The sequence below is a fragment of the Streptomyces sp. NPDC097617 genome (genome assembly GCF_044761485.1).
Lineage (GTDB): Bacteria > Actinomycetota > Actinomycetes > Streptomycetales > Streptomycetaceae > Streptomyces.
The window spans coordinates 76,639-99,359 of record NZ_JBIWCL010000004.1; the positions used below are offsets into that span (position 1 = coordinate 76,639).

The window sequence follows — 22,721 nt, forward strand, 5'->3', positions numbered from 1 at the left end:
GGGCACCGACCCCGACGACAAGGAGTTCCCTCCATGAAGGACCACGTGACGGTCGGAGTCGACGGCTCCCCCGAGAGCCGGGCGGCCGCCCGCTGGGCCGCTCATGAAGCCGTCCTGAGGCACGTACCGCTGCGGCTCGTCCACGCCGTCGACTGGCCCCTGGACCCGGTGTTCCCGGGCCTGGGCCGCCAGGACGTGGACCGCTGGGCCGACGCGGCTCTGACGGACGTCACGCAAGAACTGCACCAACGCCATCCCCCACTGGAGATCACCACCCGCTGCCTCGCGGCCCGGCCGACAGCCGCCCTCGCCGCCGAGGCCTCCGACGCGGCACTGCTGGTCCTGGGCTCGCGGGGCCTGGGCGGGCCGGCCCGGTTCATCGTCGGCTCGGTGGCCATGTCCACCCTGGTCGCGACCGCGACACCGGTCGCCCTGGTCCGGGACACCGACGACCCCGACGGCCTGGGGATCAATATCTCCGAGGTGGTCGTCGGCGTCGACATTCACGCATCGTGCGACCGGGTACTCGCCTTCGCATTCGAAGAGGCAGCCCGGCGCAGCTGTTCGCTGCGAGCCGTGCACAGCTGGAAGATGCCACCCGCCTACATGTACGTCCCCTTCTTCGACCCGGACAACGAGCGGGACATCAGCAGGAGCGTCACGCACATGGTGGAGGACGTGCTGCTGCCCTGGCGGCACAAGTTCCCGCACGTGGACGTCAGCCACCGTGTGTTCATGGGATCCGCGGGCGATCATCTCGTCAGGGCCTCCCAGGGCGCCGGCCTCGTCGTCGTGGGCCGCCACCTGCGCCGGTCCCCCCTCGGCCGGCATCTGGGGCCCATCGCCCACGCGGTCCTGCACCACGCCGCCGCTCCGGTGGCTGTCGTCGCGCACGAGTGAGGAGCGTCATGGAACACCTGCGCACCGTCGACGACGTCATGACGCACGCCGCGGTCTCCGTCGACCGCGAGACGGCGTTCAAGGACATCGTGGAAGCACTGCGGATGTGGGGAGTCAGCGCCCTGCCCGTCCTGTCCGAGGACGGGCGAGTGGTCGGCGTCGTCTCGGAAGCCGACCTGTTGCTCAAGGAACCGGGCACCGGGACAGCCGGCGTCACCACGGCCGGACGGCTGATGACCCGCCCGGCCGTGACGGTGACCAAGGACGCCCCCCTCCGCGCCGCGGCCCGCCTGATGGCCCGCGGCCATCTGAAGCGCCTTCCCGTCGTGGACTGCGACGGCCGTTTGACCGGCGTCGTCAGCCGCGGTGACCTGCTGAAGGTCTACCTGCGCCCCGATGCGGACATCGGGGCCGAGATCCGCGAGATGATCATGTGTCAGCTGATGCCGGGCGGGTCCGGCGAGGTGTACGTCCACGTCGCCAACGGTGTCGTGTACCTGCACGGATCTCTGCCGGAGCCGGCGCTGCAGGACGCCGTCACGCGCGCTGCCGGCACCGTGCCCGGCGTGGTGGACGTGAAGGCGGACTTCACCGTCCCCGCAGCCGCGTGAGGGGCGGCCGCCATGGGACACCGCAGTGTCGCGGACCTGATGACGCCCACCGCCATCACCGTCCGGCGCGCCACCACCTTCAAGGAGGTCGCGCGGCTCCTGAAGGAGTTCGACATCACCGCCGTGCCCGTGATCGACGAAGCCGGGCACCCGGTCGGTGTCGTGTCCGAGGCCGACCTGCTCCGTCCACGGCCTACCGGTGGTGCGGCGACTGCGGAACAGCTGATGACCAGTCCGGCCGTGACCGCCCGGCTCGAGTGGAGCGTGGTCCGCGCGGCCCGGGTGATGCAGCGGCACGGGGTAAAACGTCTGCCTGTCGTCGACACGGACGGCCGGGTGGCCGGCGTGCTGAGTCGCAGCGACCTGATCCAGCTGTTCCTGCGCCCCGACCACGCCATCCGGGAAGAGATCCTTGAGGACGTCCTCACCCGCACGCTCACCCTCGCTCCCTCGGCGATCACCGTCGACGTCGAGGACGGTCTGGTGACGCTCAGCGGTACCGTGCCGCGGCCCGAGTTGCTGCCCGTGGTGAAGCGCCTCTGCCACGGCGTGGACGGAGTCGTCACCGTGGACAGCAGGCTCACCTGCGACAGCGCCGACCGGACCTGACCGGGATCGAGGGGCCGTTCGGTCCCCGGTAGGGCCGCTCGGTCCCTGTCCGAAGCACGGCGAACGGCGGAGCCTGAAAGAGCCGGTCATCCGAGCACGGGAGGCACGCCATGTCGAACCGGATCATCGTGGGCCTGGACGGATCGCGCGCCGCCGGCGCCGCAGCCGACTGGGCTGCACACGAGGCCGAACTGCGCGGCGCCGATCTGGAGCTCGTCCACGCCCAGGACTGGGCGCCGTACGAACCCTTCGCCGCGCGGCTTCCCGAGCCTCGTCGTCAGTGGGCGGAGGACCTCCTCGCGCTCACCCGGGAGCGACTCCTGCGCGAACACGCCACGCTCGCCATCAGCACCCGCGAGATCGAGGGGCTCGCGCCGGGCACGGCCCTGGCATCGGCGGCGGAGGGCGCCGACATGCTCGTGCTCGGTTCACGCGGTTTCGGCTCCGTCGCCGGGTTCCTCGTGGGCTCGACCGGTTCGTCGACGATCCCCGAGACCGAGGCGCCCGTCGTCCTCGTGCGCCAGCTCGACGGCGTGGACCGCCCGGACGCTCACGCGAGCGATGCCGGGCCGGTGGTACTCGGCGTGGACCTGCGCAGCGACTGCGACCGCCTCCTCGCCTTCGCCTGCGAGGAGGCGGACCGGCGGGCCTGCCCCCTGGTGGTCGTTCACGGCTGGTCCCCGCCCCCCGTCCTCTCGTACGCTCCGGCCCTCGACCCCGGCGTGCAGGCGGAGATCGCCCATGGTCTCGCGGCCACGCTCCGGGAGCTGCTGAGTCCCTGGGAGCGGAAGTACCCACGCCTCACCGTCGATCCGCGCATCGTCATCGGGCAGCCGGCCATCCAGATCCTGGACGCCGCAACCGGCGCGGCCCTCGTCGTGGTCGGCCGGCGCATCCGCCGCGCAGCACTCGGCACCCACATAGGCCCCATCACCCATGCGGTGATGCACCACGCCACCTCACCGGTCGCCGTCGTGGCACACGACTGAGACCGTACTGACAGGACCAGTCCCATGACCGCAGCACACCTCGACCCCGACACCGTCGCCCGGCTCGTCGGCGATGCCGTCACCGCCCCGTCCATGCACAATGCCCAGCCTTGGAAGTTCATCTTCCGTCCTGGTGGCAACACCATCGAGCTGCACGGCGATCCGGAGCGCGCCATGACGCGAACCGATCCGAATCACCGGGCCCTCCACCTGGGTTGCGCGGCGGCCCTGTTCAACCTGCGCGTGTCCGCGGTGCGGCACGGACTGCGAGCACGCGTGCGCCTGCTGCCCGACGACCTGCAACCGTGGCTGCTGGCGACGGCGGTACTCGACGAGCCCACCGACGAGGACCGCGAGCTGGCTGCCCTGCACCCCGCGCTCCGGCGCCGGCACACCAGCCGTTTCCCGTTCAGTGACGAGCCGGTGCCCGACACGCTCATGGACGGTTTGCGGAGCGCTGCCCGTTGGGAGGGATGCCGGCTGACCGTCCCGGGCGACTGGCACATGGAGACCGTGCTCGGGCTGGTCCGCGACGCGGAACACCGTGAGGACATCGACCCTCTCGTCCGGGCGGAGACCTCCGCCTGGGCCTCCCCCGCGCCTGCCTCGGCCGCCGGACGCGGCGACGGCATTCCCGTCGCCGCGTTCGGTCCGCGTAGCTCCGGAGGACCGGCCCCCGTGCGGGACTTCGGCCGGGACCACCCTGTGGCGGATCGTGGCTGGGCCGTGTTCGAGAAGCGGCCCCAGCTCGCCCTGCTCGGTACGTCGACGGACACGCGGGTCGACTGGCTGCGGGCCGGCCAGGCACTGGAGCGTGTCCTCCTCCAGGCCACCACCGACGGCCTGGCCACCTCGATGACCTCCCAGCCCCTCGAATGGCCGGAGCTGCGGTGGACGGTCCGCGACCCACTTGAGGTCATGGGGCACGTACAGATGGTCGTTCGCCTCGGATACGGGCCCCACGGGCCCGAGACACCCCGTCGTCCGGTAGCCGACGTTCTGGAGATCCGGGGCGGCTGAGCGTTGCGGCATCGCTGTTCAGGGCGCGAGGTCTCGGCGGTGGATCATCAGATGGGCCAGGGCGAAACCCAGTAGCCCGGCACCGACCAGAATGCCGAGCTGGGGCCAGAGCACCTCGCCTTCGGCCATGGCATCGCCGGGCGCGTAGTAGTGGAACGGGCTGAGGAACCTCAAGGATGCGGCGGGCGACCATGCCAGCGCGATGAAGTTGACGGCGAATCCGACCGCTCCGATCGCGATGGTCGCCCCGATCACCTGGGCCCGCCGTCGTCCCGCCGCCGACACGGCCAACGCCGGTCCGATCAGGCACAGGGCGAATCCCCACCCCATGAGCCCTGCGGCGAACACTCCGCCGAGCGGTACTTCCTGGTGGATGTCCGGTGACAGGGCCACTCCCACCGCGACGGTGAGGGTCGCCGCCGCGTTCAGGGCGAACGCCGCGATCACCAGTGCGGCGGTCCGCTCGCCCAACAGCCGGGTGCGGCTGACGGGACGCACCATCACCAGTTCCACCGTCCCGGACTCCACGTCCGCCGCCACGGCGGCCGCCGCGAGAGAACCGATCGCGGTGAGCTGCATGGCGATCCAGAACGGGTGGGTGAGGCCGGCGCCCAGCAGCCCGGGATAGCTGGCGATGGACACCTCGCCACTGGATCCGCTGAACGCCTGGTAGGCCGAGGGCGGGCCCTTCCCGCCGGCCGCGAAGAGTTGACCAGGGGGGATCGCGTTGGCGACCACCACGATGAGCGCCTCGAAGACGACCATCCCGACGATCAGGGCGGCCAGCATCCTGCGTCGCCGGTACAGCGCGAGCCACAACAGTGGCCACCGCCGCTTCACGGCCGCTCCTGCGCGCTGTCCGAGCGGTAGAGGTCCAGGAAGGCTTCGTCGAGACCCGCTTCCTCCACGGTCACGTCGGCGACCGGCAGTCCCAGCAGCCCGCGCAGCGCGCCCACCACCTCGCTCGGCGGCACCAGCAGCTCCACCCGGTCCCCCTGCCAGAGCGGATCCCACCGCTCCGCTGCGCCCAGTGGCCGGGCCCCCTGCCCGTCCGTGAAGGCCAGCCGGATCCGCCGGGCACGCGTCTCGCGCAGGCCGGCCACGCTCTCGACCGTCACCAGGCGCCCGTCCCGTACGATCGCCACCCTGCCGCAGGTGCGCTGCACCTCCGGCAGGATGTGACTGGAGAGCAGAACGGTCCGCCCGGCGGCGGCCGCGTCCCCCAGCAGGGCGAAGAACGTCTCCTGAACCAGCGGGTCGAGCCCTTCGGTCGGTTCGTCGAGAATCACCAGTCGCGGATCGTGCTGCATCGCCTGCACCAGGCCGAGCTTCTGCTTCATGCCGCGCGAGTAGCCGCCGACGGGGCGGGTGAGTATCTCAGCCGTGAGCCCGAGCCGGTCGCACAACTCGCTCCGGCGGGGCACGGGGGCGCCTTGCAGGGCGGACAGCAGGTCCAGCGTCTCCGCTCCGGACAGTTCGGGGTAGAGGCGCAGTTCGCCCGGCAGGTAGCCCAGGTGCGGTGCCACCCGGCGGTGATCGGCTATCGGGTCCAGCCCGAGCACCCTGGCGCGGCCCTCGCTGGGCCGGAGCAGCCCGGTGAGGCACCGCAACGTGGTGGTCTTCCCCGCGCCGTTCGGCCCGAGGAAGCCGAACACCTCCCCGGGCCGCACGGTCAGGCTGAGGCCGTCGACCCCCGTCACCGGGCCGTACCTCTTGGTCAGGCCGGCCAGCTCGATCGCAGGACCGTCGTCCATGCCCCCAGTTTCGTCCCGCGCCCCGGCGCCCGCCTGCTCACCGCATGAGCACACTGTCCATCCAGCCGCCGTAGGCCGTGGGTGACAGCTCCTCCGGCGCACTCCCTGCCTTGATCATGTCGTGGTACGCAATGAGCTTGAGCTGTGCGGCCAGGTTCTCCAGCGCGCGGGCCGCGGCGAGCTCGTCGCCGATCTCGGGAACGTCGTTGTCCGTGGGGTGGCCGCGGGCGGTGCCGTGCCCGGTGAGCCGGCTGGTGCCGGTGTCGAGTTCGACGCGGACCTTGGTGGTGTGATCCTCTTCGAACAGGTAGACGCGGGTCTTCCATTCGGTCGTGTGCGACATGGTGTTCCTCCATGCGTTCAAGGACGGTGGCCGCGGCGCCGGGCCCAGCGGCGGAGCTCGTCCGTTCCCCAGACCAGTGGCGGGAAGGCGGCGATGAGCAGGACGACGTCCAGGGGGAGGGCGGCGGTACCGAAGAGGTTCTGGAGCGGCGGTGCGTACACGAGCGCCGCCGTGAAGACGAGCTCGAAGGCGATGCCGGCGAGCAGCAGCGGGTTGGTGAAGAAGCCGATGTCGCGCAGGGCCGCGTGGTCGGTGCGGGCGGCGACGGCCGTGCCGACCTGGCAGGTGACGATGCCCGCGAAGGTCGCGGTGGTGGCGGTCAGATAGGCCTGGTGCAGCGGGGTTCCCGGGCCGGTGGGGTCACCGGGCTGCCAGCCCGCACGCCACAGCACGTAGAAGAAGCCCGTCATGACCAGGACCGCGGAGACGCAGCCGAGCCAGCCCCAGCTGCGCACGAGCATGTCCTTGTTGATCACGCTTTGCGAACCGGGACGGGGTGGTCTCGACATGACGCCCGGTTCGGCGCGCTCGCGGCCCAGGGCCAGTGCGGGAAGGGTCTCGGTTGCGAGGTCGATGGCGAGGATCTGCAGGACGGTCAGCGGCAGGGGGACGGCCCCCGGAGAGGGCGAAGATCATGAAGGGGACGACCTCGGGGGTCAGGTGGGCGAAGATGTAGACGATGAACTTGCGTACGTTGTCGTAGACCCGGCGGCCGGACTCGATCGCCGTGACAATGGTGGCGAAGTTGTCATCGGTCAGGACCATCGTCGACGCCTCGCGGGCGACATCGGTGCCCGAGCACCCCATGGCCACGCCGTCGCTCTCGCGGGTGACGGTGGTGCACAGGGCAGCTTCCCGGACGAGGTCCCTCGTCGCTGGTCCGTCGCTGGTGCCGTCCTGCGGCGTCCACGCGGTGTGGAGGCGCATCTGGTTGCGGGTGAGGGTGCCGGTCTTGTCGGTGCAGATGACGTTGGTGGATCCGAGGGTCTCCACGGCGCTCAGCCTCTTGATCACCGCTCCTTGGCGGGCGAGGACGCGGACGCCGACGGCGAGGGCGAGGGGGATGGTGGGCAGCAGTCCTTCGGGGACGTTGGCGACGAGCAGTCCGATGGCGAACATCAGGGAGTCGGTGAGCGGCAGCCCTACGGCGACGCCGGTCAGGAGGAACACGGCCCCGAGGGCTACGGCGACCGCGGCGATCAGCCGGGCGACCTTCTTGACCTGGGTCTCCAGCGGGCTGGGTTCGCGGCGGGTGCGCTGGCTGAGGGCGGCGATCCGGCCGAGCTCGGTGTGGTCGCCGGTGGCGAAGACGATCGCCTGCGCCTGCCCCTCGGTGGCGGTGGTGCCACTGAAGACGAGGTTGGGTTCCTGCAGCAGCGAAACCCCTTCGAGGCCGGGGCCGGCGAGGCGCTCCACGGGGGTGGACTCGCCCGTCAGCATGGACAGGTCGGCCTCGATGCCGCCCTCGGTCAGGCGGGCGTCAGCGGGTATCCGGTCGCCTTCGTCGAGCACGAGGAGATCTCCGGGGACGAGGTCGCGTGCGAGGACCTGCTGGGGCCGTCCGTCGCGGACCACGTGGGCCTGCGCGGGAAGGTAGCGGGCCAGGGTCTCGACGGCCTTCTCCGCCTGCTGTTCCTGGACGAGCGCAAATGCGGCATTGACCAGGACGACGGCGACGATCGCCCAGCCGAGCACGTCGATGCCGGCGGTGAAGGCGAGGACGGCCGCGGCCCACAGCAGCAGGGCCAAGGGGTGGATCAGCTGTCTCAGTAGCTCCCGCAGGATGCTGGTGCGGGCGCTGCGGCGGACCTCGTTCGGCCCGTAGACGGCCTGTCGGCGCTCCGCTTCACGGCTCGACAGGCCGAGGGGGCCGGTGTGCAGTTCCCGGCGGAGCAGGGGCAGGGGTTCCAGCGGGTCGGGCGGGGCATCCGGGGCGAGGTCCTGGTCGGCGGCGGTCTCAGTCATCGCCGGCTCCGGGGCCGGGGCGCAGGCGGCCTGACCACTGGGGCTCGACGCTCTCCCATTCGCTCTCCCACGCTCGTCGGCTGCGCGCGTCGACGGTGCGCAGGCGGGTGTAGACGAAGGCACCCGCGGCCAGCACGATCACGGCCGAAGCTCCGGTGCCGAGGCCTACGGCGTTCAGAGCGATGTCGGGCGTGCTGGGCGGGCGGGCGGCCACGTTGCCGTGGTCGTCGATCCAGAGGCGGACGGCGTCTCCGTTCCGGGTGCCCACCGGCACGGGCACGGTTTCCGTGTGGACGCGGTGCGAGGTGTCACGCCAGGTGGCGCGAGCCACCGGAACGGGGCGGGTGCTCGGTGCCGGGCCCGCCCGGTAGGTCGTCTCGCCGACCGTCACGGCCGCCACGGAGTGCCGGTGGCGTGCGACCTCCTCGGCGGCGCGGCCGGCGTCCGTCCAGGCGTTCCGCCCGACCGCGACACCGCAGACCACGGCGAGCAGGCAGGCCAGTACGAGGGTGACGCGCAGGCGGGCACGGGTACGGTCGGCATCGCGCCGGAGCGGATTGCCCCTCGCCCCCGCCCTGCCGTGCTCCATGACGCGCCTCCGTGCTTGCGTCCGTAGCGGCCCGCCTGCTCAGGCGGCGAGCTCGGCGCTGATGTGGTGGGCCCAGGTCCGGATCCGCTCGGGGTTGCGGTAGTCGCCGCCCTTGCCCTGGCGGAGCAGTGCCTTGGCGAGGAACCCCGGTGTCCGGGCCGTGATGCTGCCGCCGAAGGTCATGTGTTCGCGCGCTCCGACGAGCTGCATCTCCCGGGCGACGGCGGCGACGGGGGGAATGTCGTGTTCCTCGGCGGAACGGTCGAGGGGGCCACTGCTGAACAGCCATACCGGGCGGTGCCTGAGCGAGTCGGCGTTGCGCTCGGCACAGTGCCTGGCCTTGCTGCTCCAGTGGCCTCCGTAGAGGGCGCCTCCGATGACGACGGCGTCGTAGGCACGGACGTCCCGGACATCGCCGGCGGGCAGCACGACGGCGTCCAGACCGTCCTCGCGGAGGGTCTTGCCGATCTGCTCGGCGATGCCTGCGGTGGCACCGTGCTTGGTGCCGTAGGCGACCAGAACGCGCTTGGTGCTCATGACGGGTACTCCTTGGCAGCTCGATGAGTGTTCCCGCTGTCACTGTCACGCGGCCGACGGCGGTGCCGCATGGGCCGGACGGATCCCGACGGGGGCCATTCGGTCCTCCCCGAAACAGCTCTCCTCGGTGGCGGCGACGTGTTCCTTGACGGCCGCGAAGCTGTCCGGGGCGACCGAGATCGAGTCGATCCCGACGCGGACGAGGAAAGCGGCGTAGGCCGGGTCGTCGCTGGGGCGCTGCCCGCACAGGCCCACCGGGCGCCCCAGGACCTGGACGCGCGGGAGGAGGATTCGGATGAGGGAAGTGACGGCCGGATCGTTCTCGTCGAAGACGTGGGCGAGGGCTTCGGAGTCCCGGTCGACACCGAGAGTGAGCTGGGTGAGATCGTTGCTGCCGATGGAGAAGCCGTCGAAGCGCTCGGCGAAATCCTGGGCGAGGAGGACGTTGGCGGGGATCTCGGCCATCACGTAGACCTTGAGGCCGTTCTCGCCCCGCCGCAGTCCCTGGGCGGCCATCACCTCGAGAACCCTGTCGGCCTCTTCCAGGGTGCGGCAGAACGGGATCATGACGATGACGTTGGTCAGGCCCATTTCGTCGCGCACCCTGCGCAGGGCCTGGCATTCGAGGGCGAAGCCTTCCCGATAGCCGTCGCTGTAGTAGCGGCTGGCACCCCGCCATCCGATCATCGGGTTGGCCTCGACCGGCTCGAAGGGCCTGCCGCCGAGGAGCTTGGCGTACTCATTATCTTGAAGTCGCTGGTACGGACGACGACCGGGTCGGGCCGGCGAGAGGCGGCGATCCGGGCGATCCCGTGCGCGAGGCGGTCCGTGAAGTAGCGGCCGCGGTCGAGGTAACCCTCGGTGAGCTGGTCGACGGCGCAGCGGTCGGCGGCGTCCAGGCGCTCGGGGTGCAGCAGAGCCATGGGGTGGACCTTCACCTGGTGCGCGACGATGAATTCCAGCCGGGCGAGGCCCACGCCGTCGGCCGGCAGCCGCCACCAGCGGAAGGCGGCCGACGGATCGGCGAGGTTCAGCATCACCCGGGTGCGGGTGGCGGGCAGGGACGCGAGGTCCGCTGACCGGCGAAACTGGCCTGCGGCAGATCCTCGGCCGTGGCGCTGCTGCGCACGGCGACGTCCGGTTCGGATCGTCCCAGTTCCCGGGCGAAAGCAGCGTACGCTGCGGCGATCTCGTCCTTGAGCTCCTGCGGAAGCGGCTCGGCCATGATCATCGAGCGGATGGCCGCGCCCACGTCCTCCAGCGCGACCCCGTCATGCAACAGGTCGATCTGGTCCTGGACACGGGTGCGCAGCGCGTGTCCGTCGAACAGCTCACCGTAGGCTTCGGCGGTCGTGGCGAAGCCGGGAGGCACGCGCACGCCGACGGCAGCCAGCTGCACGGTCAGTTCGCCCAGTGAGGCGTTCTTCCCGCCGACGCGGCCCACGTCGCCGCGGCCGAGTTCGGTGAACGGTATGACGCGTCGCGTGTGTCCCATGACGTCCCTCCGGGGCTGCATACGGTGGGGGCTCAGTACGGCAGCGGGCGGCCGGAGGGCGTGCGCAGATCCAGGGGGGCAGGCCTGCGGGGCTCTTTGGGCCGGGTCTGGATCCGTGTGCGCCGCATCGTGGTCACCCTCTTCGGGGAAGCGGCGCCGGAGCGGCGCCCGTTTTCCACGATCGCGCTGCGGGGCAGCCCGGCCGCAGTGCCGAGGGGGCCATCCGCGCGGGGCCGACTGGGCCGCTCCGGTGAGGGGCCGATCGGCCCCCTGCGCGCCGCTCGGGCCAAGGCCGAGGTCTGGCGACGATGCTTGCCGCGTCCGGCCGCCCGACTGGTTCTGTTGCGCTGCTCAGTGCTGCGCCGACCCCACGCGTGTGCGGCCGGTCCACGGGACGCGAACCGCCCGGGGCACGGCCGGCACAACCACGTACTGCGCGTTTCGCCCGGCGGGAAGCTACTCGGCCGGTCCGTCCGGCCGGACGATCGTGACCGGGCAGGGGGCATGGAGTGCCACCTGCTGGCTCACCGAACCGAGCAGGGCCCGGCGGAATCCGCCGTGGCCGCGGCTGCCCACGACCAGCATGTCGGCGCCCTCCGCCTGGTCCACCAGGACCTCGGCGGGATTGCCTCGCACCATGCGCTCGTGCACCTGGGAGGCGCCGCCCTCACCGAGGACGGTGCGGACCTCCTCCACCAGGCGCCGCTCGGCCTCCTCCTCGTCGAAATCGGCGTCCACCGCCGGGGCCGACCACGATCCGGCACCGGGCAGGTCCCACGCCGTGACTGCTTCCACTTTCCCGCCCACCAGACCTGCGTACCGGACCGCCCAGCGCAGCGCGGCCTGGGACGAAGGCGATCCATCGACACCGACCACGACCCGCGGAGCCTCAACCTGCCTGTCCATCCCGAATCACCCTTCCGATGGCTGTACATCCACAGTGTGCGAGGCAGGTACGCCCCGCCACGCGCAGCGGCCGCGGCCGCTGCCGATGTCCGGGCCGGCGAAAGCCGACGCACTCCTTCGTCATTACTTGCGCAACCTGAACCACCTCTCCTGACCTGCGGCGATGCTCTCCCGCCGGTCTCCGGGGAGTACGAGTGGCACCGGGCCCAGGAGCGACGGCGGGACGCTGATGCCAATCCGCCCGGGCCGGAAGCTGATGCGGATGTCGCGGTGACCGAGGTAGCAGACGGAGAACGAGGAGGCCGGTACTTCGGAGAGCGGAGCCGGAGCGACGTGGAGGCCGCCCGCTCCGGGGGCGAGGCCGACGATGCCGCGCTCGATGAGGTCGAGCGTGCCGCCCATGGCACCGAGATGGATGCCTTCACCGGTCGTACCACCCTGGACATCGGTGATGTCGCTGAGCAGCGCCTCCTGGCAGTAACGCCACGCGTCCGCGCCCTGCTGCCGGGCGAGGACCCAGCCGTGGACGAGGCTGCTGAGCGTCGAACCGTGGCAGGTGCGCCGCAAGTAGTACGCCACCGTCCGCCTCCAGACCTCGTCGTCCAGGCGGTAACCGAGGCGGGAGAACAGGCCGGAGAGCTCTGTGGGGCGGAAGAGGTAGCCGAGCATGAGCGTGTCGGCCTGTTTGGACGCCTGGTAGCGGTTGGGCGTGTCCCCTTCGGCCTCCAGGATCCGGTCGAGGCGTCGGATGTCGTGATAGCGGGCGCGGTACGCCTCCCAGTCCAGCTCGGCGAGGTCGCCGTAGCCGTGGAACTGGCTGATCACCTCGGCGTGGAACGGCACGTACAAGCGGCGCGAAACGTCTTCCCAGTCGACGAGGTCGTCGGGGCCGATGCCCAGTTGTGCGCAGAGCTCGGCGCGTCTGGCCTCGGGAAGTTCTCCGTACAGATCGAGGGCGCGGGCGAGCACCCAGGCCGCGGTGACGTTGGTGTACGCGTTGTCGTCGATGCCCGGTACCGGCGACTCCGGATAGGCGTCGTGGTACTCGTCCGGGCCGACGACACCGCGGATCCGGTAGCGGCGAAGGCCGGTGTCCCAGGTCGCGGCGTCGGCCCAGAAGCGGGCGATGTTCAGGAGGAGTTCGGCGCCGGGGCCGTGCATGAAGCCGGTGTCGCCGGTGGCCTGGCCGTACTGCCACACGTTCCAGGCGATGGCCGAGCCCACGTGGTGCTGGAGGTGGGAGTGGTCGGGAAGCCACCGGCCGGAGTGCGGGTTGAGGTGCAGGCGCTGTGTCTCCTCGGCTCCCGAACTGCCGCTCTGCCAGGGGAACATCGCTCCCCGTGCTCCGGCTCGACGCGCGGCCTCCCGCGCCGCGCGGAGCCGTCGGTGCCGGTACATCAGCAGGGCGCGGGCGGTCTCGGGGAAGTGGAGGGCGAGGTAGGGCAGGACGAAGAGTTCGTCCCAGAAGACGTGTCCCCGGTAGGCCTCGCCGTGGAGGCCCCGGGCAGGGACGCCCGCGTCGAGCTCCGCGGTGTGCGGCGAGAGCGTCTGCAGGACGTGGAAGGCGTGGAGGCGCAGAACCCGCCCGGGTGCGCCCGGTGTATTCAACTCGCCCTCGCTCCACAGGCGATGCCATGCCGCTCGGTGGGAAGCCAGAAGGGTCGGGAAGTCCGGGGCATGTCCCACGTGTTCGACGCTGCTGCGCACAGGATCCGCCCAGGGGCGGTCGAGTGACGTGAACAGGGCTGCGGTCTTCACGAGCACGACCGGCTGTGCTCGCCCGGTCGGCAGGATGAGCGTCTGCCGCGTGGTGCGGGGCGTGCAGGCACTCCCGACGGCGCCAAGGGGGCGCAGGGAGGTGCGTACGGCGAGCCCGATCCGCACGTTCGAGCCGGCGGTGGTGCAGGACAGCCAGGCGGTGCCTTCCGCCTGTACGCCGACCCGGTGCTCGACCAGGTGCTGTCCGGCCAAGGCGCGGTAGCGGTCCACGCCGGCGTTGGCGACGTCGCCGTCGAGCACGGACTCGATCTCGATCCTGCCGGCCCAGCCGTACGCGCTGAGGACCGTACGTTGTGCGGCCAGATGCGGGTCGCCCATGTGGACGAGACGGGTGTGGGTGACACCCAGGCGGCGGCCTTCGACGTCGTGGAAGAGCATGCGGCGGGTGAGCGTCCCTGATCTCAGATCCAGCGAGACGCGGCAGTGGCGCAGCGTGGGGTGGTCGGGGGTGAGCCAGTCGCCGGGCGGGGCGCCGTCGGGCAGACAGCGGTAGCGCAGGGAGGTCCAGTCCGGAAGACGGACCATGTCCTCGTTGGAGATCTTTCGCCCGGCGACGGTGGAGGTGAGGCGGTCATAGCAGCCGGCGAGGTACGTGCCGGGGTAGTGGATGTCGTCGGCGGCGCTTTCGGGGGCTGATCCCCGAGTGGCGAAGCGGCCGTTGCCCAGGGTGCACAGGGACTCGACCAGCCGCTCGGTCTTGGGGTCGTAGCGGTGGTACTCCCAGAACCAGGGGGCGTTCACGGGCCGCCTTCTTCGAGGGCGGTGGGCAGTCTCGTCAGGCTGGGGAGCACGAGGTGGGCGCCATGCGCGAGCAACGCCTCATGCATGCGCGGATCGTCGTCCCGGTCGAGTCCCACGATCAGCTGGAATCGTCCCCGATGGCCGGCTTCCACGCCGACGAGGGCGTCTTCCACCACGGCGGCCCGCGCGGGAGCGGTGCCGAGGCGGGCGGCCGCTTCGAGGAACAGAGCCGGGTCGGGCTTTCCCGGCAGGGCCAGGGCGGCAGCATCCCGGCCATCCACCACGTCGTCCAGGAAGGCACTGAGACCTGTGGACTCCAGGAGGGTGCGGGCGTGCCGCGAGGCCGAGACGGCGGCACACCGGACACCCGTCTCCCGCAGTAGCGCCAGCGTGGGACGGACGTCGTCGAAGACATCGACACCGTGGGTCCGCAGCGTCTCGGAGAAGACCTGCTCCTTACGGGCCGCGACCGCGTGGACGGTCGAGCATCCCGGCGGATCCTGCGCCGTCCCGGCGGGCAGCTCGATGTGGCGGGAGGCGAGGAAGGCGCGTACGCCGTCGAGGCGGGACCTGCCGTCCACGATGTCCCGGTACTCGCGGACGACGTCGAACGGCGGCGGCGGTTGGCCGGTGGGAGGCGGTCGCCACTGGGCCAGGCAGCCGTCGAAGGCCGTCTTCCAGGCGGCCGCGTGGCGGACCGCCGTGGCGAGGAGTACGCCGTCGGTGTCGAAGACGACCGCTCCCACCTCGCTCATGACTCGTGCGTCACCCGACGGCCGGTGAGCCGGACGGGGGTGAGCTTCATCCAGTGGGTGCGGGTGCCGCCGGCCCACGGCTGAGAGCGGGCCGTGGCCGTCAGGTGCCGGATCTCTGCGGGGTCCGTGACCGCTTCCAGTTCGCCCACGGCCAGGACGCTCCAACCACCGGCGGTGACGTCGTCGATGTTGTCGATCTCGAAGGCGACCTCCGTGCCCGCCGCTCTGGCCGCGAGGGCTTCCGCCGCGGTGCGGAAGGCGATGTCGGCGCCCGCGATCAGGTAGTTGACAGGGAGGACGGCCGGCCCCTCGGGGGTGAAGACGGCGATGCGCCCCACCCCGTACGTGCCCAGCAGCGTCCGGCACTCGTCCTCGTCCAGCGGCACCAGCGCGGTGTCGAGACGGGCGGTGGAACGACCTCGGACGCGGCCGGCGCTCGCACCGGTCAGGTCGTCGACCGTGACCCCGAGTACGTCGGCCATGCGGACGAGGGTGCTGATGGCCGGAGAGGCCGCGCGCTCCTCCAGATAGGCGATGTAGTTGGCATCGGCTCCACACCTTTGACCCAGCTCTTCACGGCTGAGGCCGAGGTCGGTGCGGCGGGCTGCGATCCGGCGGCCGAGGTCGGTGCGTCCGGCGCTCTCGCCGGACTCCTGGGGACGGGTGCTCGGTGTGCTCTTCACGGCATTCACTGCTCCTGAGGTGGTACGGCCACCGTGTCGTGCTGCGGTCCGCCGAGCACGACCTTGAGGGCGCCGGTGTCGGCGGCGCGCGAGAAGACGTCGTACGCCTCTTCCATCTGGTCCAGCTCGAAGCGGTGGGTGACCATCGAGGCCCCCGGGAGGCGGCCGGCAGCCATCATGCGCAGCAGCACGGGGGTGGAGTGCGTGTCGACGAGACCGGTGGTGATCGTGATGTCCTTGATCCAGAGGTCTTCGAGGTGCAGGGTGGCGGGCTTGCCGTGGACGCCGATGTTGGCGACCCGTCCACCGGGTCGGACCATGCGCGTGCACATCTCGAACGTCTCGGGCACACCCACTGCTTCGATCACCACGTCTGCGCCGAGCCCCTCGGTCAGGTCCTCGACCAGCCGCTCGGGCTCCTCCCGCGCGCTGGCCGTGGCATCGGCACCGAGGTCCCGTGCTGCCGCGAGACGGGAGGCGTCGAGGTCGACGACGATGATCCGGCCGGGGCTGTAGAGCCTCGCGGTGGCGATGGCGGCCAGACCGACGGGCCCGGCACCGACCACGACGACCGTGTCGCCGGGGCGCACGTTGCCGTTGAGCACGCCCACTTCATAGGAGGTCGGGAAGATGTCGGCGAGCAGGACGGCATCGCTGCTGCTCACGGCGCTGGGGAGCGGGTGGACGGAAAGGTCGGCGAAGGGAACGCGAACGTACTCGGCCTGGGTCCCGTCGATCGTGTGGCCCAGGACCCAGCCGCCGCCCCCGCGGCACTGGCCGTAGTGGCCCTCACGACAGAAGCGGCAGCGGCCGCAAGCGGAGATGCAGGAGATCAGGACACGGTCACCGGGCCGGACGCTGCGCACGTCACCACCGGTCTCGACCACGGTGCCGACGGCCTCGTGGCCCAGGATCCGTCCGGGGGTCACCTCGGGGACGTCGCCCTTGATGATGTGCAGGTCGGTGCCGCAGATGGTGACGGCGTCCACCCGGACGACCGCGTCGGCTGCGTCCTTGATCGAGGGGTCCGGAACGTCCTGCCAGGAGATCTGCCCGGGAGCTTGGAAGACGAGTGCCTTCATGGCTGCGGCCTCTCTGTGCTGCACGGGAAAGCTGTGGGGGAAGGGGTCACAGCCAGGCTGTGCCCGCCCGCCCCCGTCCCGCTTGGGCCGGTCGGCCCCACCAAGGGGACCACTCGGGTCTCTCTGCCGCGCCGTGGGGGATGCGACGGTGGAATCCGGCACCCGTCCCCGAGAGGAAGGCCGCTGCCATGTCCCAGCCGGCCCCGTCACCCACCTCCCGTCCGGCCCTGCTGAGGTTCCTCGGTGGCGTACGGACGGTCACCGGCAGCAAATTCCTGGTCGAGAGCGACCATGCTCGGATCCTCGTCGACTGCGGCCTCTTCCAGGGTGTCGCGGACCTGCGCCGCCGCAACTGGGACAGGCTGCCCTGCGACCCCTCCGACATCCATGCCGTCGTGATCACCCACGCCCACCTGGACCACTGCGGCTACCTGCCCCGCCTGGTCCGCCACGGCTTCCGAGGCCCCATCCTGGCCAGCGCCGCCACCACCCGCCTCGCCGAGATCGTCCTCCGTGACAGCGCCCGCCTGCAGATGGAGGCAGCCGAGCACGCGAACCGGCACGGCTGGTCCAAGCACCGGCCCGCCAAGCCGCTCTACGACGATGACGACGTCGACCACACGGTCAAGTTCTTCGACCCGGTACCGGTCGGCAGCGAAATCGAGATCATGGCCGGGACGAAACTCACCCTCCACCACGTCGGCCACATTCTCGGCTCCGCCTGGGCCCACCTGACCCTGGAGGACGGTCACACCCTCGCCGTCAGCGGCGACCTCGGCCGCCCCGGCCACCCGCTCCTGCTGCCACCGGAGCCTTTCACCGGCGCTGACGTCCTGCTCATGGAGTCCACCTACGGAAACCGTCGCCACGACCACGAGAGCGCCCGTCGGGAGTTCGCCACCGTGATCACCCGAGCCCTTGCCCGGGGTGGCACCGTGGTCATCCCCGCCTTTGCGATCGACCGGACCGAAGTCGTCCTGCACGAGCTCGCAGCGCTGCGCACCGACGGCACGCTGTCCCGCCACGTTCCCGTCTACGTCGACAGCCCCATGGCCCTGGCTGCCCTGAACGTCTACCGCGACGCCCTGCGCTCCCACTCCCCCGAGATGCGGCCCGACATCCTCTCCCGCGGTGAAGGGGCCATCAGCCCCGAGCCCTTCCTGGCCGCCCGCACCGTGCAGGAATCGATCGACATCAACAACAGCAGCGGACCGGCGGTCATCGTCTCCTCCGCCGGCATGGCCACCGGCGGCCGCGTCCTGCACCACCTGCACCGGATCCTGCCCGATCCCCGCAACGCCGTGGTCATCGTCGGCTTCGCCGCCGCGGGCACCCGGGCCCGCGACCTCGTCGACGGCGCCCGCACCCTGAAGATGTTCGGCGAGTACGTCCCCGTCCGTGCCGAGGTCGCCGACGTACCGCACTTCTCGGCACACGCGGACGCCGACCAGATCATCGCCTGGCTGCGCACCGCCCCGCCCCCGCACACGACGTACCTCGTCCACGGCGAGGAGGGCGCGGCCGAGACCCTGCGGGACCGGATCGACAACGAACTGGGATGGACTGCCGTCGTGCCCAAGTCCGGGGAGGCCGTCCTGGTCCGCTGATCAGGGCCGGACGGCCCTGCGATCCGTACCGGGCGGCCCTCGCGGAGCCAAGCCCGACGGCGCAGGATGAGGACGAAGGGGTGGGGCTCACCATGAGCACCGTGCACAGCACGATCGAAGCTATGGCGCCCGAAGCCTGTGATGGCCTGCCCGCCGACTCCCACGGAGAACCTCGGCGGGCCGAGGGCACTGCACTGCCGGACGCTCCCTCGCTGTCGCCGTCGCCGCACCCGCGGTCATCGTCGACCCGCCCGATTCCGCCCGCGCTCGCCTCCTCGACCGGTTGGCTCCCGGCGCCGGCACCTCCCCGCTCGCCCAAGCACGCTGAGGACCCGTGATGAACCGTTCCGGGTCAGGTAGAGACTCGATTCCGTGAAAGGATTGAGTCGTGGCACGACCTTCCCGTTACCCGCTTGAGCTGCGCCGTCGCGCGGTGCGCATGTTCGCCGAGGTCCGCGGCGACTACCCGACCGAGACGGCAGCGCTGCAGTCCGTTGCCGAAAAGCTGGACATCGGTTCCCGAGAGACGCTGCGGAACTGGGTGAAGCAGCACGAGATCGACGCCGGACAGCGGCCGGGGACGACGACGGAGGAGTCCGCCCAGCTCAAGGCGCTGAAGAAGGAGAACGCCGAGCTGAAGCGGGCGAACGACATATTGAAGGCGGCGGCGTCTTTCTTCGCGGCCGAGCTCGACCGGCCACACACACGCTCGTAGCGTTCATCGACGAGCACCGGGACCGCTTCGGCGGGGTCGAGCCGATCTGCAGAACGCTCACCGAGCATGACTGCAAGATCGCCCCTTCCACCTACTACGCCCACAAGAAACGCCTGGAGAACCCCGCCGCCCGCACGGTGCGCGATGCCGGAACCAAGGCACGGATCCAGGAGATCCACACCACCAACTACCGTGTCTACGGCGCCCGCAAGATCTGGCGCGAGCTGCACCGGCAAGGTCACGAGGTGGCCCGCTGCACTGTCGAGCGGCTGATGCGTGAGCTGGGCATCACCGGCGCGGTCCGCGGCAAGAAGATCGTCACCACGGTCCCCGACGAGCGGGCCGAGCGGGCCCCCGATCCGGTCGACCGCAACTTCGTCGCCTCGGCGCCGAACCGCTGCCGGGTAGCCGACTTCACGCATGTCGCCACCTGGTCCGGAGTCGTCCACGTCGCTTTCGTCGTGGACACCTTCTCCCGACGCATCGTCGGTTGGTCTGCCGCGACCAACAAGGAGACCAAGCTGGTCCTGGACGCGCTGGAGATGGCTTTGTGGCAGCGCGACCGGGATGAACTCCCGCATCGGCGGGGTGAGTTGATCCATCATTCGGATGCCGGGTCGCAGTACACGAGTTTCAAGCTCGCCGAGCATCTGGACGCCGCCGGCATCGCAGCGAGTATTGGATCAGTCGGAGACGCATACGACAACGCCCTGATGGAGTCGACGATCGGCTTGTACAAAACCGAGTTGATCAAACCGCAGCGGCCCTGGAAGAACCTCTCCCAGGTCGAACTCGCCACCGCCGAGTGGACCGACTGGTACGTCCACCGCCGCCTGCACGGTGAGATAGGGCACATCCCACCCGCCGAGTACGAGGCCAACCACTACAAGGAATCCACGAAACCCCAGGTCACCACCACAATCTGAGATCTCTACCGAACCCGGAACGGTTCACCGCCTGCTCCGCGCCGCCGCAGCCCCGGCTTCCTGATCCGTAGGACAGGCCGTAGGACAGGCGACGAGAGGCCCGTCCTTCCACGGTCAGCTCCTACGGACGCAGCCACCGCGGGCATCAACCGGCGGTGGCTCGGCCGGAGCATCAACGCCCAGGTGTTCGAACCGCCGGATCGCGGGGACTGCTCCTCCCCTACTCACTGCCGGAATCCCCACCAAGCTGGCGCCGGGGCTCGTGACCGGGGTTCGGGTTCGCGCCCGGCTCCTCACCTGGCACCTGGCCCGGCGCCTTCCCGGGAGCCTGACCCTTGTCCTTGCTCACCTCGTTCCCGGGCGCCGTTCCGGGCGCGTTGCCGGCACCCTTGTCCGGGGCCCTACCCGGCTCTTGGTCGGATTCCGGCGCCTTCCCGGGGAGCTTGCCCGGCTCATGACCCGGCAGGCTCCCGGACTCCTGACCGGTGTCCTTGCCTGTGTCATGACCGGGGGCCTTCCCAGGCTCGTGGCCGGACTCCGGCATCCTTGCGGGAGCCGTTTCCGGGGCTTGGCCCCCCGTGTCAGGGTCCCTGCCGGGCTCCTTCCCAGGACCCTGGCTCGACTCCTGACCCGGCGCCTTCGCCGGATCGTGAGCGGGCGCCTCGTCGGGCTCCTGGCCGGGGTTCTGGCCGGGCACTTTGTCGGGGTCCTGGCCGGGGTTCCGGCCGGGAACCTTTCCCGGCTCCTTCCCTGGGCCCTTGTCCGGGTGCTCGCCCGATTGCTTGCCGGGCTTTGGGGTAGCCGCCGGACCCGGCACCTTCTCCGAGTCCTCGCCCGGGTTCTCGCCCGACTCCTTGTGGGGCGACTTCTCCGGGTGCTCGCCGGACTCCTTGCCCGGTGCCCTCCCGGGAGCCTGGCCGGACTTCTCACCCGCGTCCGGTCCGGGCACCTTGCCGGGCTCCTGGCCCGACTCCTTTCCCGGGTTCTCGTCCGGCTTCTGGCCCGGATCCTTGCCCGGCACCCTTTCGGGTGCCTTGCCCGGGGGCGTTCCGGATTCCTGCCCGGGCGCCTTGCCGGGCTCCTGTCCAGGGACCTTCTGTGATACCTCGTCCGGGTTCTCGCCCGGCTTATGGCTTGGGGTGCGGGTCGGTACCCTCCCGGAGGTCTGGTCGGGGGCATCGCCCGGCTTCTGGCCCGGGACGTTGCCCGGCTTCTGGCCCGGGTCCTTGCCCGGGCTCTGAGCGGGGGCGTTCCCGGGGGGCTGGCCCGGCGCCTGGTCGGTGGCGCTGCCCCGGGTCTGGTTCGGCACCGGGCCCGGGGGGTTGCCCGGGGTCCGGTTCGGGGTTGCGCGCGGGGGTGGCTGGGCCGATCCCGGGTGGGCGGCCGGCAGGACCGGGTAGGCGGAGCCGGGGGTCTGGCCCTTCGGGGGCGGGACCTCGCGGTCGTGCTTGCCCTCCGCCGCTCCGCTCGAGCGCTCGTACCATCCCTTCCGGTCCTGGTCGAAGACCGTGACGGTCTTCACCGGCTTCACCGCGGGCTTGACCGCGACGAGGCCTGAGGGCCGGAACGAGGACCACTTCGCGCCGTTGTACGTCTGCCTGCCCCTGACCGCGACGGGCGGATTCAAGGGGTTGCCGCAGGCGCAGCGGACCCGGGGCACACCCCGCCCGTCGACCAGCACGGGAGTGCCGGCCTGCAGGACCGCCTGGTAGCTGGTGGGCGCGCCGTTGCGGTATCCGTGATTGGTGACTCTGGTGTCCCAACCCAGCCGCACGGGCGTCAGCGACCGCAGGTACGAGGGAATTTCGGGCTGCCGGATACCCGACGAGACGGCAAACGCCCTGCCCTTGTCCGGGTGCTGCGTGAGAAACCGGATCTGTTTCTCGACGTCACAGCTCGCGACGTTGCGTGTTCCGCCGTACAGGCCTGGATAGCCGCCGTCGATCTCGAGCGTGCGCGCACCGCCCGTGGTGGTCGTAGCGTCCTTCGCGTTCACGCCCGCGGTCATAGGCGTGACTTTGGCGGCGTTCTCGGCCGGTGTGGCCGTCGATGGGGTGAAGGGGTCGGGGCCGGCCTCCGGGGCGGCCTGGAGGAAGACCTCACCGCCCGCCGCGGTGTTTCCGCCCAGCAGGGTAAGACTGAGCGCCACAACCGACAGCACGGCCACCGCCGTACTCGCACTCAGCACGGCTTTGCGTGATCGCCACCTGCGAACCGGCCCGCCACCGCCCGGCAGCGGCAGCGAAGACCCGCTGGGAGAGACCTGAAGAGGCCCCGACGGGGGCCCTGAGGGGGGCGGAGGACCTACTGGTGGCTGAGGGGGCGGCGGGGGCGGGGGCGGGGGCTCTGCATGCCCGCCCTGGCCCGACAACGGGCCGGGCGGCGGGCCAGTGGGACGCTCGGATGAAGGAGGCAGGGAATTCACGATGCTCGCCCCCCGACACAGGGCGGCGGGCAAACCATGGTGGTCGGCATGCGCTCACTCCTTCCTTACCGTCAACGCCTCCACATCCCGGAGGTGGAACCTGGAAATCTGGAACTCTGGAAACACCTGGGCGGGAACCACCCACTACGCGTGCGTCCATCTCCTGAGTAAGCCCCCTCCCCCGCGCCTGGGTCATGCCGCGACCTTTCGGGACTTGACAAGCCCCTGCGTACACCGGGGGCGTCTACCTGCCGGCCGTCGTCAGCCCGTAAAGGCTCTTCCACTCCGCG

22 protein-coding genes and 1 pseudogene are annotated in these 22,721 nt (G+C 70.9%); 7 read left to right on the forward strand and 16 right to left on the reverse strand.

Translation table 11 applies throughout. The features are described from left to right. The first annotated feature begins 33 nt into the window (after nucleotides 1-33). From ACIQZO_RS09025 to ACIQZO_RS09045, 5 genes are all read left to right on the forward strand, one after another. Nucleotides 34-900, forward strand: coding sequence for a universal stress protein (locus tag ACIQZO_RS09025; RefSeq protein WP_403622345.1), 867 nt, complete (start codon nucleotides 34-36; stop codon nucleotides 898-900). Between the two features lie 8 nt (nucleotides 901-908). After that, complete coding sequence (locus ACIQZO_RS09030) at nucleotides 909-1,511, forward strand: CBS domain-containing protein (RefSeq protein ID WP_403622348.1); 603 nt, start codon at nucleotides 909-911, stop codon at nucleotides 1,509-1,511. 12 nt (nucleotides 1,512-1,523) lie between these two features. Then, the gene (locus tag ACIQZO_RS09035) at nucleotides 1,524-2,120 is read left to right on the forward strand and encodes a CBS domain-containing protein (RefSeq protein WP_403622351.1); all 597 of its coding nucleotides are present in this window, start codon (nucleotides 1,524-1,526) and stop codon (nucleotides 2,118-2,120) included. Nucleotides 2,121-2,230: 110 nt separating this feature from the next. After that, complete coding sequence (locus tag ACIQZO_RS09040; protein ID WP_403622353.1) at nucleotides 2,231-3,109, forward strand: universal stress protein; 879 nt, start codon at nucleotides 2,231-2,233, stop codon at nucleotides 3,107-3,109. Nucleotides 3,110-3,133: 24 nt separating this feature from the next. After that, complete coding sequence (locus ACIQZO_RS09045) at nucleotides 3,134-4,129, forward strand: Acg family FMN-binding oxidoreductase (protein WP_403622356.1); 996 nt, start codon at nucleotides 3,134-3,136, stop codon at nucleotides 4,127-4,129. An 18-nt stretch (nucleotides 4,130-4,147) separates the two neighbouring features. Here the strand turns inward: ACIQZO_RS09045 and ACIQZO_RS09050 are convergent, their stop codons facing one another. The 15 genes and pseudogenes from ACIQZO_RS09050 to ACIQZO_RS09120 form a co-directional block, all read right to left on the reverse strand. Continuing rightward, entirely contained in the window at nucleotides 4,148-4,969 is an 822-nt protein-coding gene (locus tag ACIQZO_RS09050) for an ABC transporter permease subunit (RefSeq protein WP_403622359.1), read from the reverse strand. Next, nucleotides 4,966-5,883 (reverse strand): ABC transporter ATP-binding protein, encoded by a 918-nt coding sequence (locus ACIQZO_RS09055; protein ID WP_403622362.1) that lies wholly within the window; start codon nucleotides 5,881-5,883, stop codon nucleotides 4,966-4,968. The genes ACIQZO_RS09050 and ACIQZO_RS09055 overlap by 4 nt, the downstream gene beginning before the upstream one ends. A 37-nt stretch (nucleotides 5,884-5,920) precedes the next feature. Then, complete coding sequence (locus tag ACIQZO_RS09060; protein WP_403622364.1) at nucleotides 5,921-6,226, reverse strand: dsRBD fold-containing protein; 306 nt, start codon at nucleotides 6,224-6,226, stop codon at nucleotides 5,921-5,923. Nucleotides 6,227-6,243: 17 nt separating this feature from the next. Beyond that, nucleotides 6,244-6,831 carry a cation transporting ATPase C-terminal domain-containing protein gene (locus ACIQZO_RS09065; RefSeq protein ID WP_403623349.1) on the reverse strand — a complete coding sequence of 196 codons (588 nt, stop codon included), beginning with the start codon at nucleotides 6,829-6,831 and terminating at the stop codon, nucleotides 6,244-6,246. 280 nt (nucleotides 6,832-7,111) lie between these two features. Then, a pseudogene (locus ACIQZO_RS09070) lies at nucleotides 7,112-8,191 on the reverse strand (HAD-IC family P-type ATPase); the annotation flags it as partial. Continuing rightward, on the reverse strand, nucleotides 8,184-8,780 hold the full coding sequence (locus tag ACIQZO_RS09075; protein WP_403622367.1) for a hypothetical protein: 597 nt from the start codon (nucleotides 8,778-8,780) through the stop codon (nucleotides 8,184-8,186). The gene ACIQZO_RS09075 and the pseudogene ACIQZO_RS09070, both read right to left, overlap by 8 nt. Before the next feature lie 39 nt (nucleotides 8,781-8,819). Beyond that, a complete protein-coding gene (locus ACIQZO_RS09080) occupies nucleotides 8,820-9,317 on the reverse strand; it encodes a flavodoxin domain-containing protein (RefSeq protein WP_403622371.1) in 498 nt (165 codons plus the stop codon). Nucleotides 9,318-9,362: 45 nt separating this feature from the next. Next, on the reverse strand, nucleotides 9,363-10,004 hold the full coding sequence (locus ACIQZO_RS09085; RefSeq protein ID WP_403622374.1) for a putative PEP-binding protein: 642 nt from the start codon (nucleotides 10,002-10,004) through the stop codon (nucleotides 9,363-9,365). Then, nucleotides 10,001-10,354 carry a putative PEP-binding protein gene (locus ACIQZO_RS09090; RefSeq protein ID WP_403623352.1) on the reverse strand — a complete coding sequence of 118 codons (354 nt, stop codon included), beginning with the start codon at nucleotides 10,352-10,354 and terminating at the stop codon, nucleotides 10,001-10,003. Before ACIQZO_RS09090 ends, ACIQZO_RS09085 begins: the two co-directional genes overlap by 4 nt. Next, nucleotides 10,354-10,812, reverse strand: coding sequence for a PEP/pyruvate-binding domain-containing protein (locus tag ACIQZO_RS09095; protein WP_403622377.1), 459 nt, complete (start codon nucleotides 10,810-10,812; stop codon nucleotides 10,354-10,356). The genes ACIQZO_RS09090 and ACIQZO_RS09095 overlap by 1 nt, the downstream gene beginning before the upstream one ends. A gap of 456 nt (nucleotides 10,813-11,268) precedes the next feature. Further along, nucleotides 11,269-11,718 (reverse strand): universal stress protein, encoded by a 450-nt coding sequence (locus ACIQZO_RS09100; RefSeq protein WP_403622380.1) that lies wholly within the window; start codon nucleotides 11,716-11,718, stop codon nucleotides 11,269-11,271. Nucleotides 11,719-11,841: 123 nt separating this feature from the next. After that, a complete protein-coding gene (locus ACIQZO_RS09105; RefSeq protein ID WP_403622382.1) occupies nucleotides 11,842-14,238 on the reverse strand; it encodes a glycoside hydrolase family 65 protein in 2,397 nt (798 codons plus the stop codon). Continuing rightward, complete coding sequence (locus ACIQZO_RS09110) at nucleotides 14,235-14,993, reverse strand: HAD family hydrolase (protein WP_403622385.1); 759 nt, start codon at nucleotides 14,991-14,993, stop codon at nucleotides 14,235-14,237. The genes ACIQZO_RS09105 and ACIQZO_RS09110 overlap by 4 nt, the downstream gene beginning before the upstream one ends. Beyond that, nucleotides 14,990-15,676: a helix-turn-helix domain-containing protein gene (locus ACIQZO_RS09115; protein WP_403622388.1), complete on the reverse strand. Its 687-nt coding sequence runs from the start codon at nucleotides 15,674-15,676 to the stop codon at nucleotides 14,990-14,992. Before ACIQZO_RS09115 ends, ACIQZO_RS09110 begins: the two co-directional genes overlap by 4 nt. A 5-nt stretch (nucleotides 15,677-15,681) precedes the next feature. Next, nucleotides 15,682-16,758 carry a zinc-dependent alcohol dehydrogenase family protein gene (locus ACIQZO_RS09120; RefSeq protein ID WP_403623355.1) on the reverse strand — a complete coding sequence of 359 codons (1,077 nt, stop codon included), beginning with the start codon at nucleotides 16,756-16,758 and terminating at the stop codon, nucleotides 15,682-15,684. A gap of 188 nt (nucleotides 16,759-16,946) precedes the next feature. Here ACIQZO_RS09120 and ACIQZO_RS09125 point away from each other — a divergent pair, with 188 nt between their 5' ends. Next, on the forward strand, nucleotides 16,947-18,365 hold the full coding sequence (locus ACIQZO_RS09125; RefSeq protein ID WP_403622390.1) for an MBL fold metallo-hydrolase RNA specificity domain-containing protein: 1,419 nt from the start codon (nucleotides 16,947-16,949) through the stop codon (nucleotides 18,363-18,365). Nucleotides 18,366-18,804: 439 nt separating this feature from the next. After that, a protein-coding gene (locus ACIQZO_RS09130; RefSeq protein ID WP_403623358.1) for an IS3 family transposase occupies nucleotides 18,805-20,006 on the forward strand; the annotation gives its coding sequence in 2 pieces (ribosomal slippage) (nucleotides 18,805-19,036 and nucleotides 19,036-20,006; 1,203 coding nt in all). A gap of 220 nt (nucleotides 20,007-20,226) precedes the next feature. Here ACIQZO_RS09130 and ACIQZO_RS09135 read toward each other — a convergent pair. Beyond that, on the reverse strand, nucleotides 20,227-22,194 hold the full coding sequence (locus tag ACIQZO_RS09135) for a DUF6777 domain-containing protein (RefSeq protein WP_403622393.1): 1,968 nt from the start codon (nucleotides 22,192-22,194) through the stop codon (nucleotides 20,227-20,229). Nucleotides 22,195-22,721: the final 527 nt, after the last annotated feature.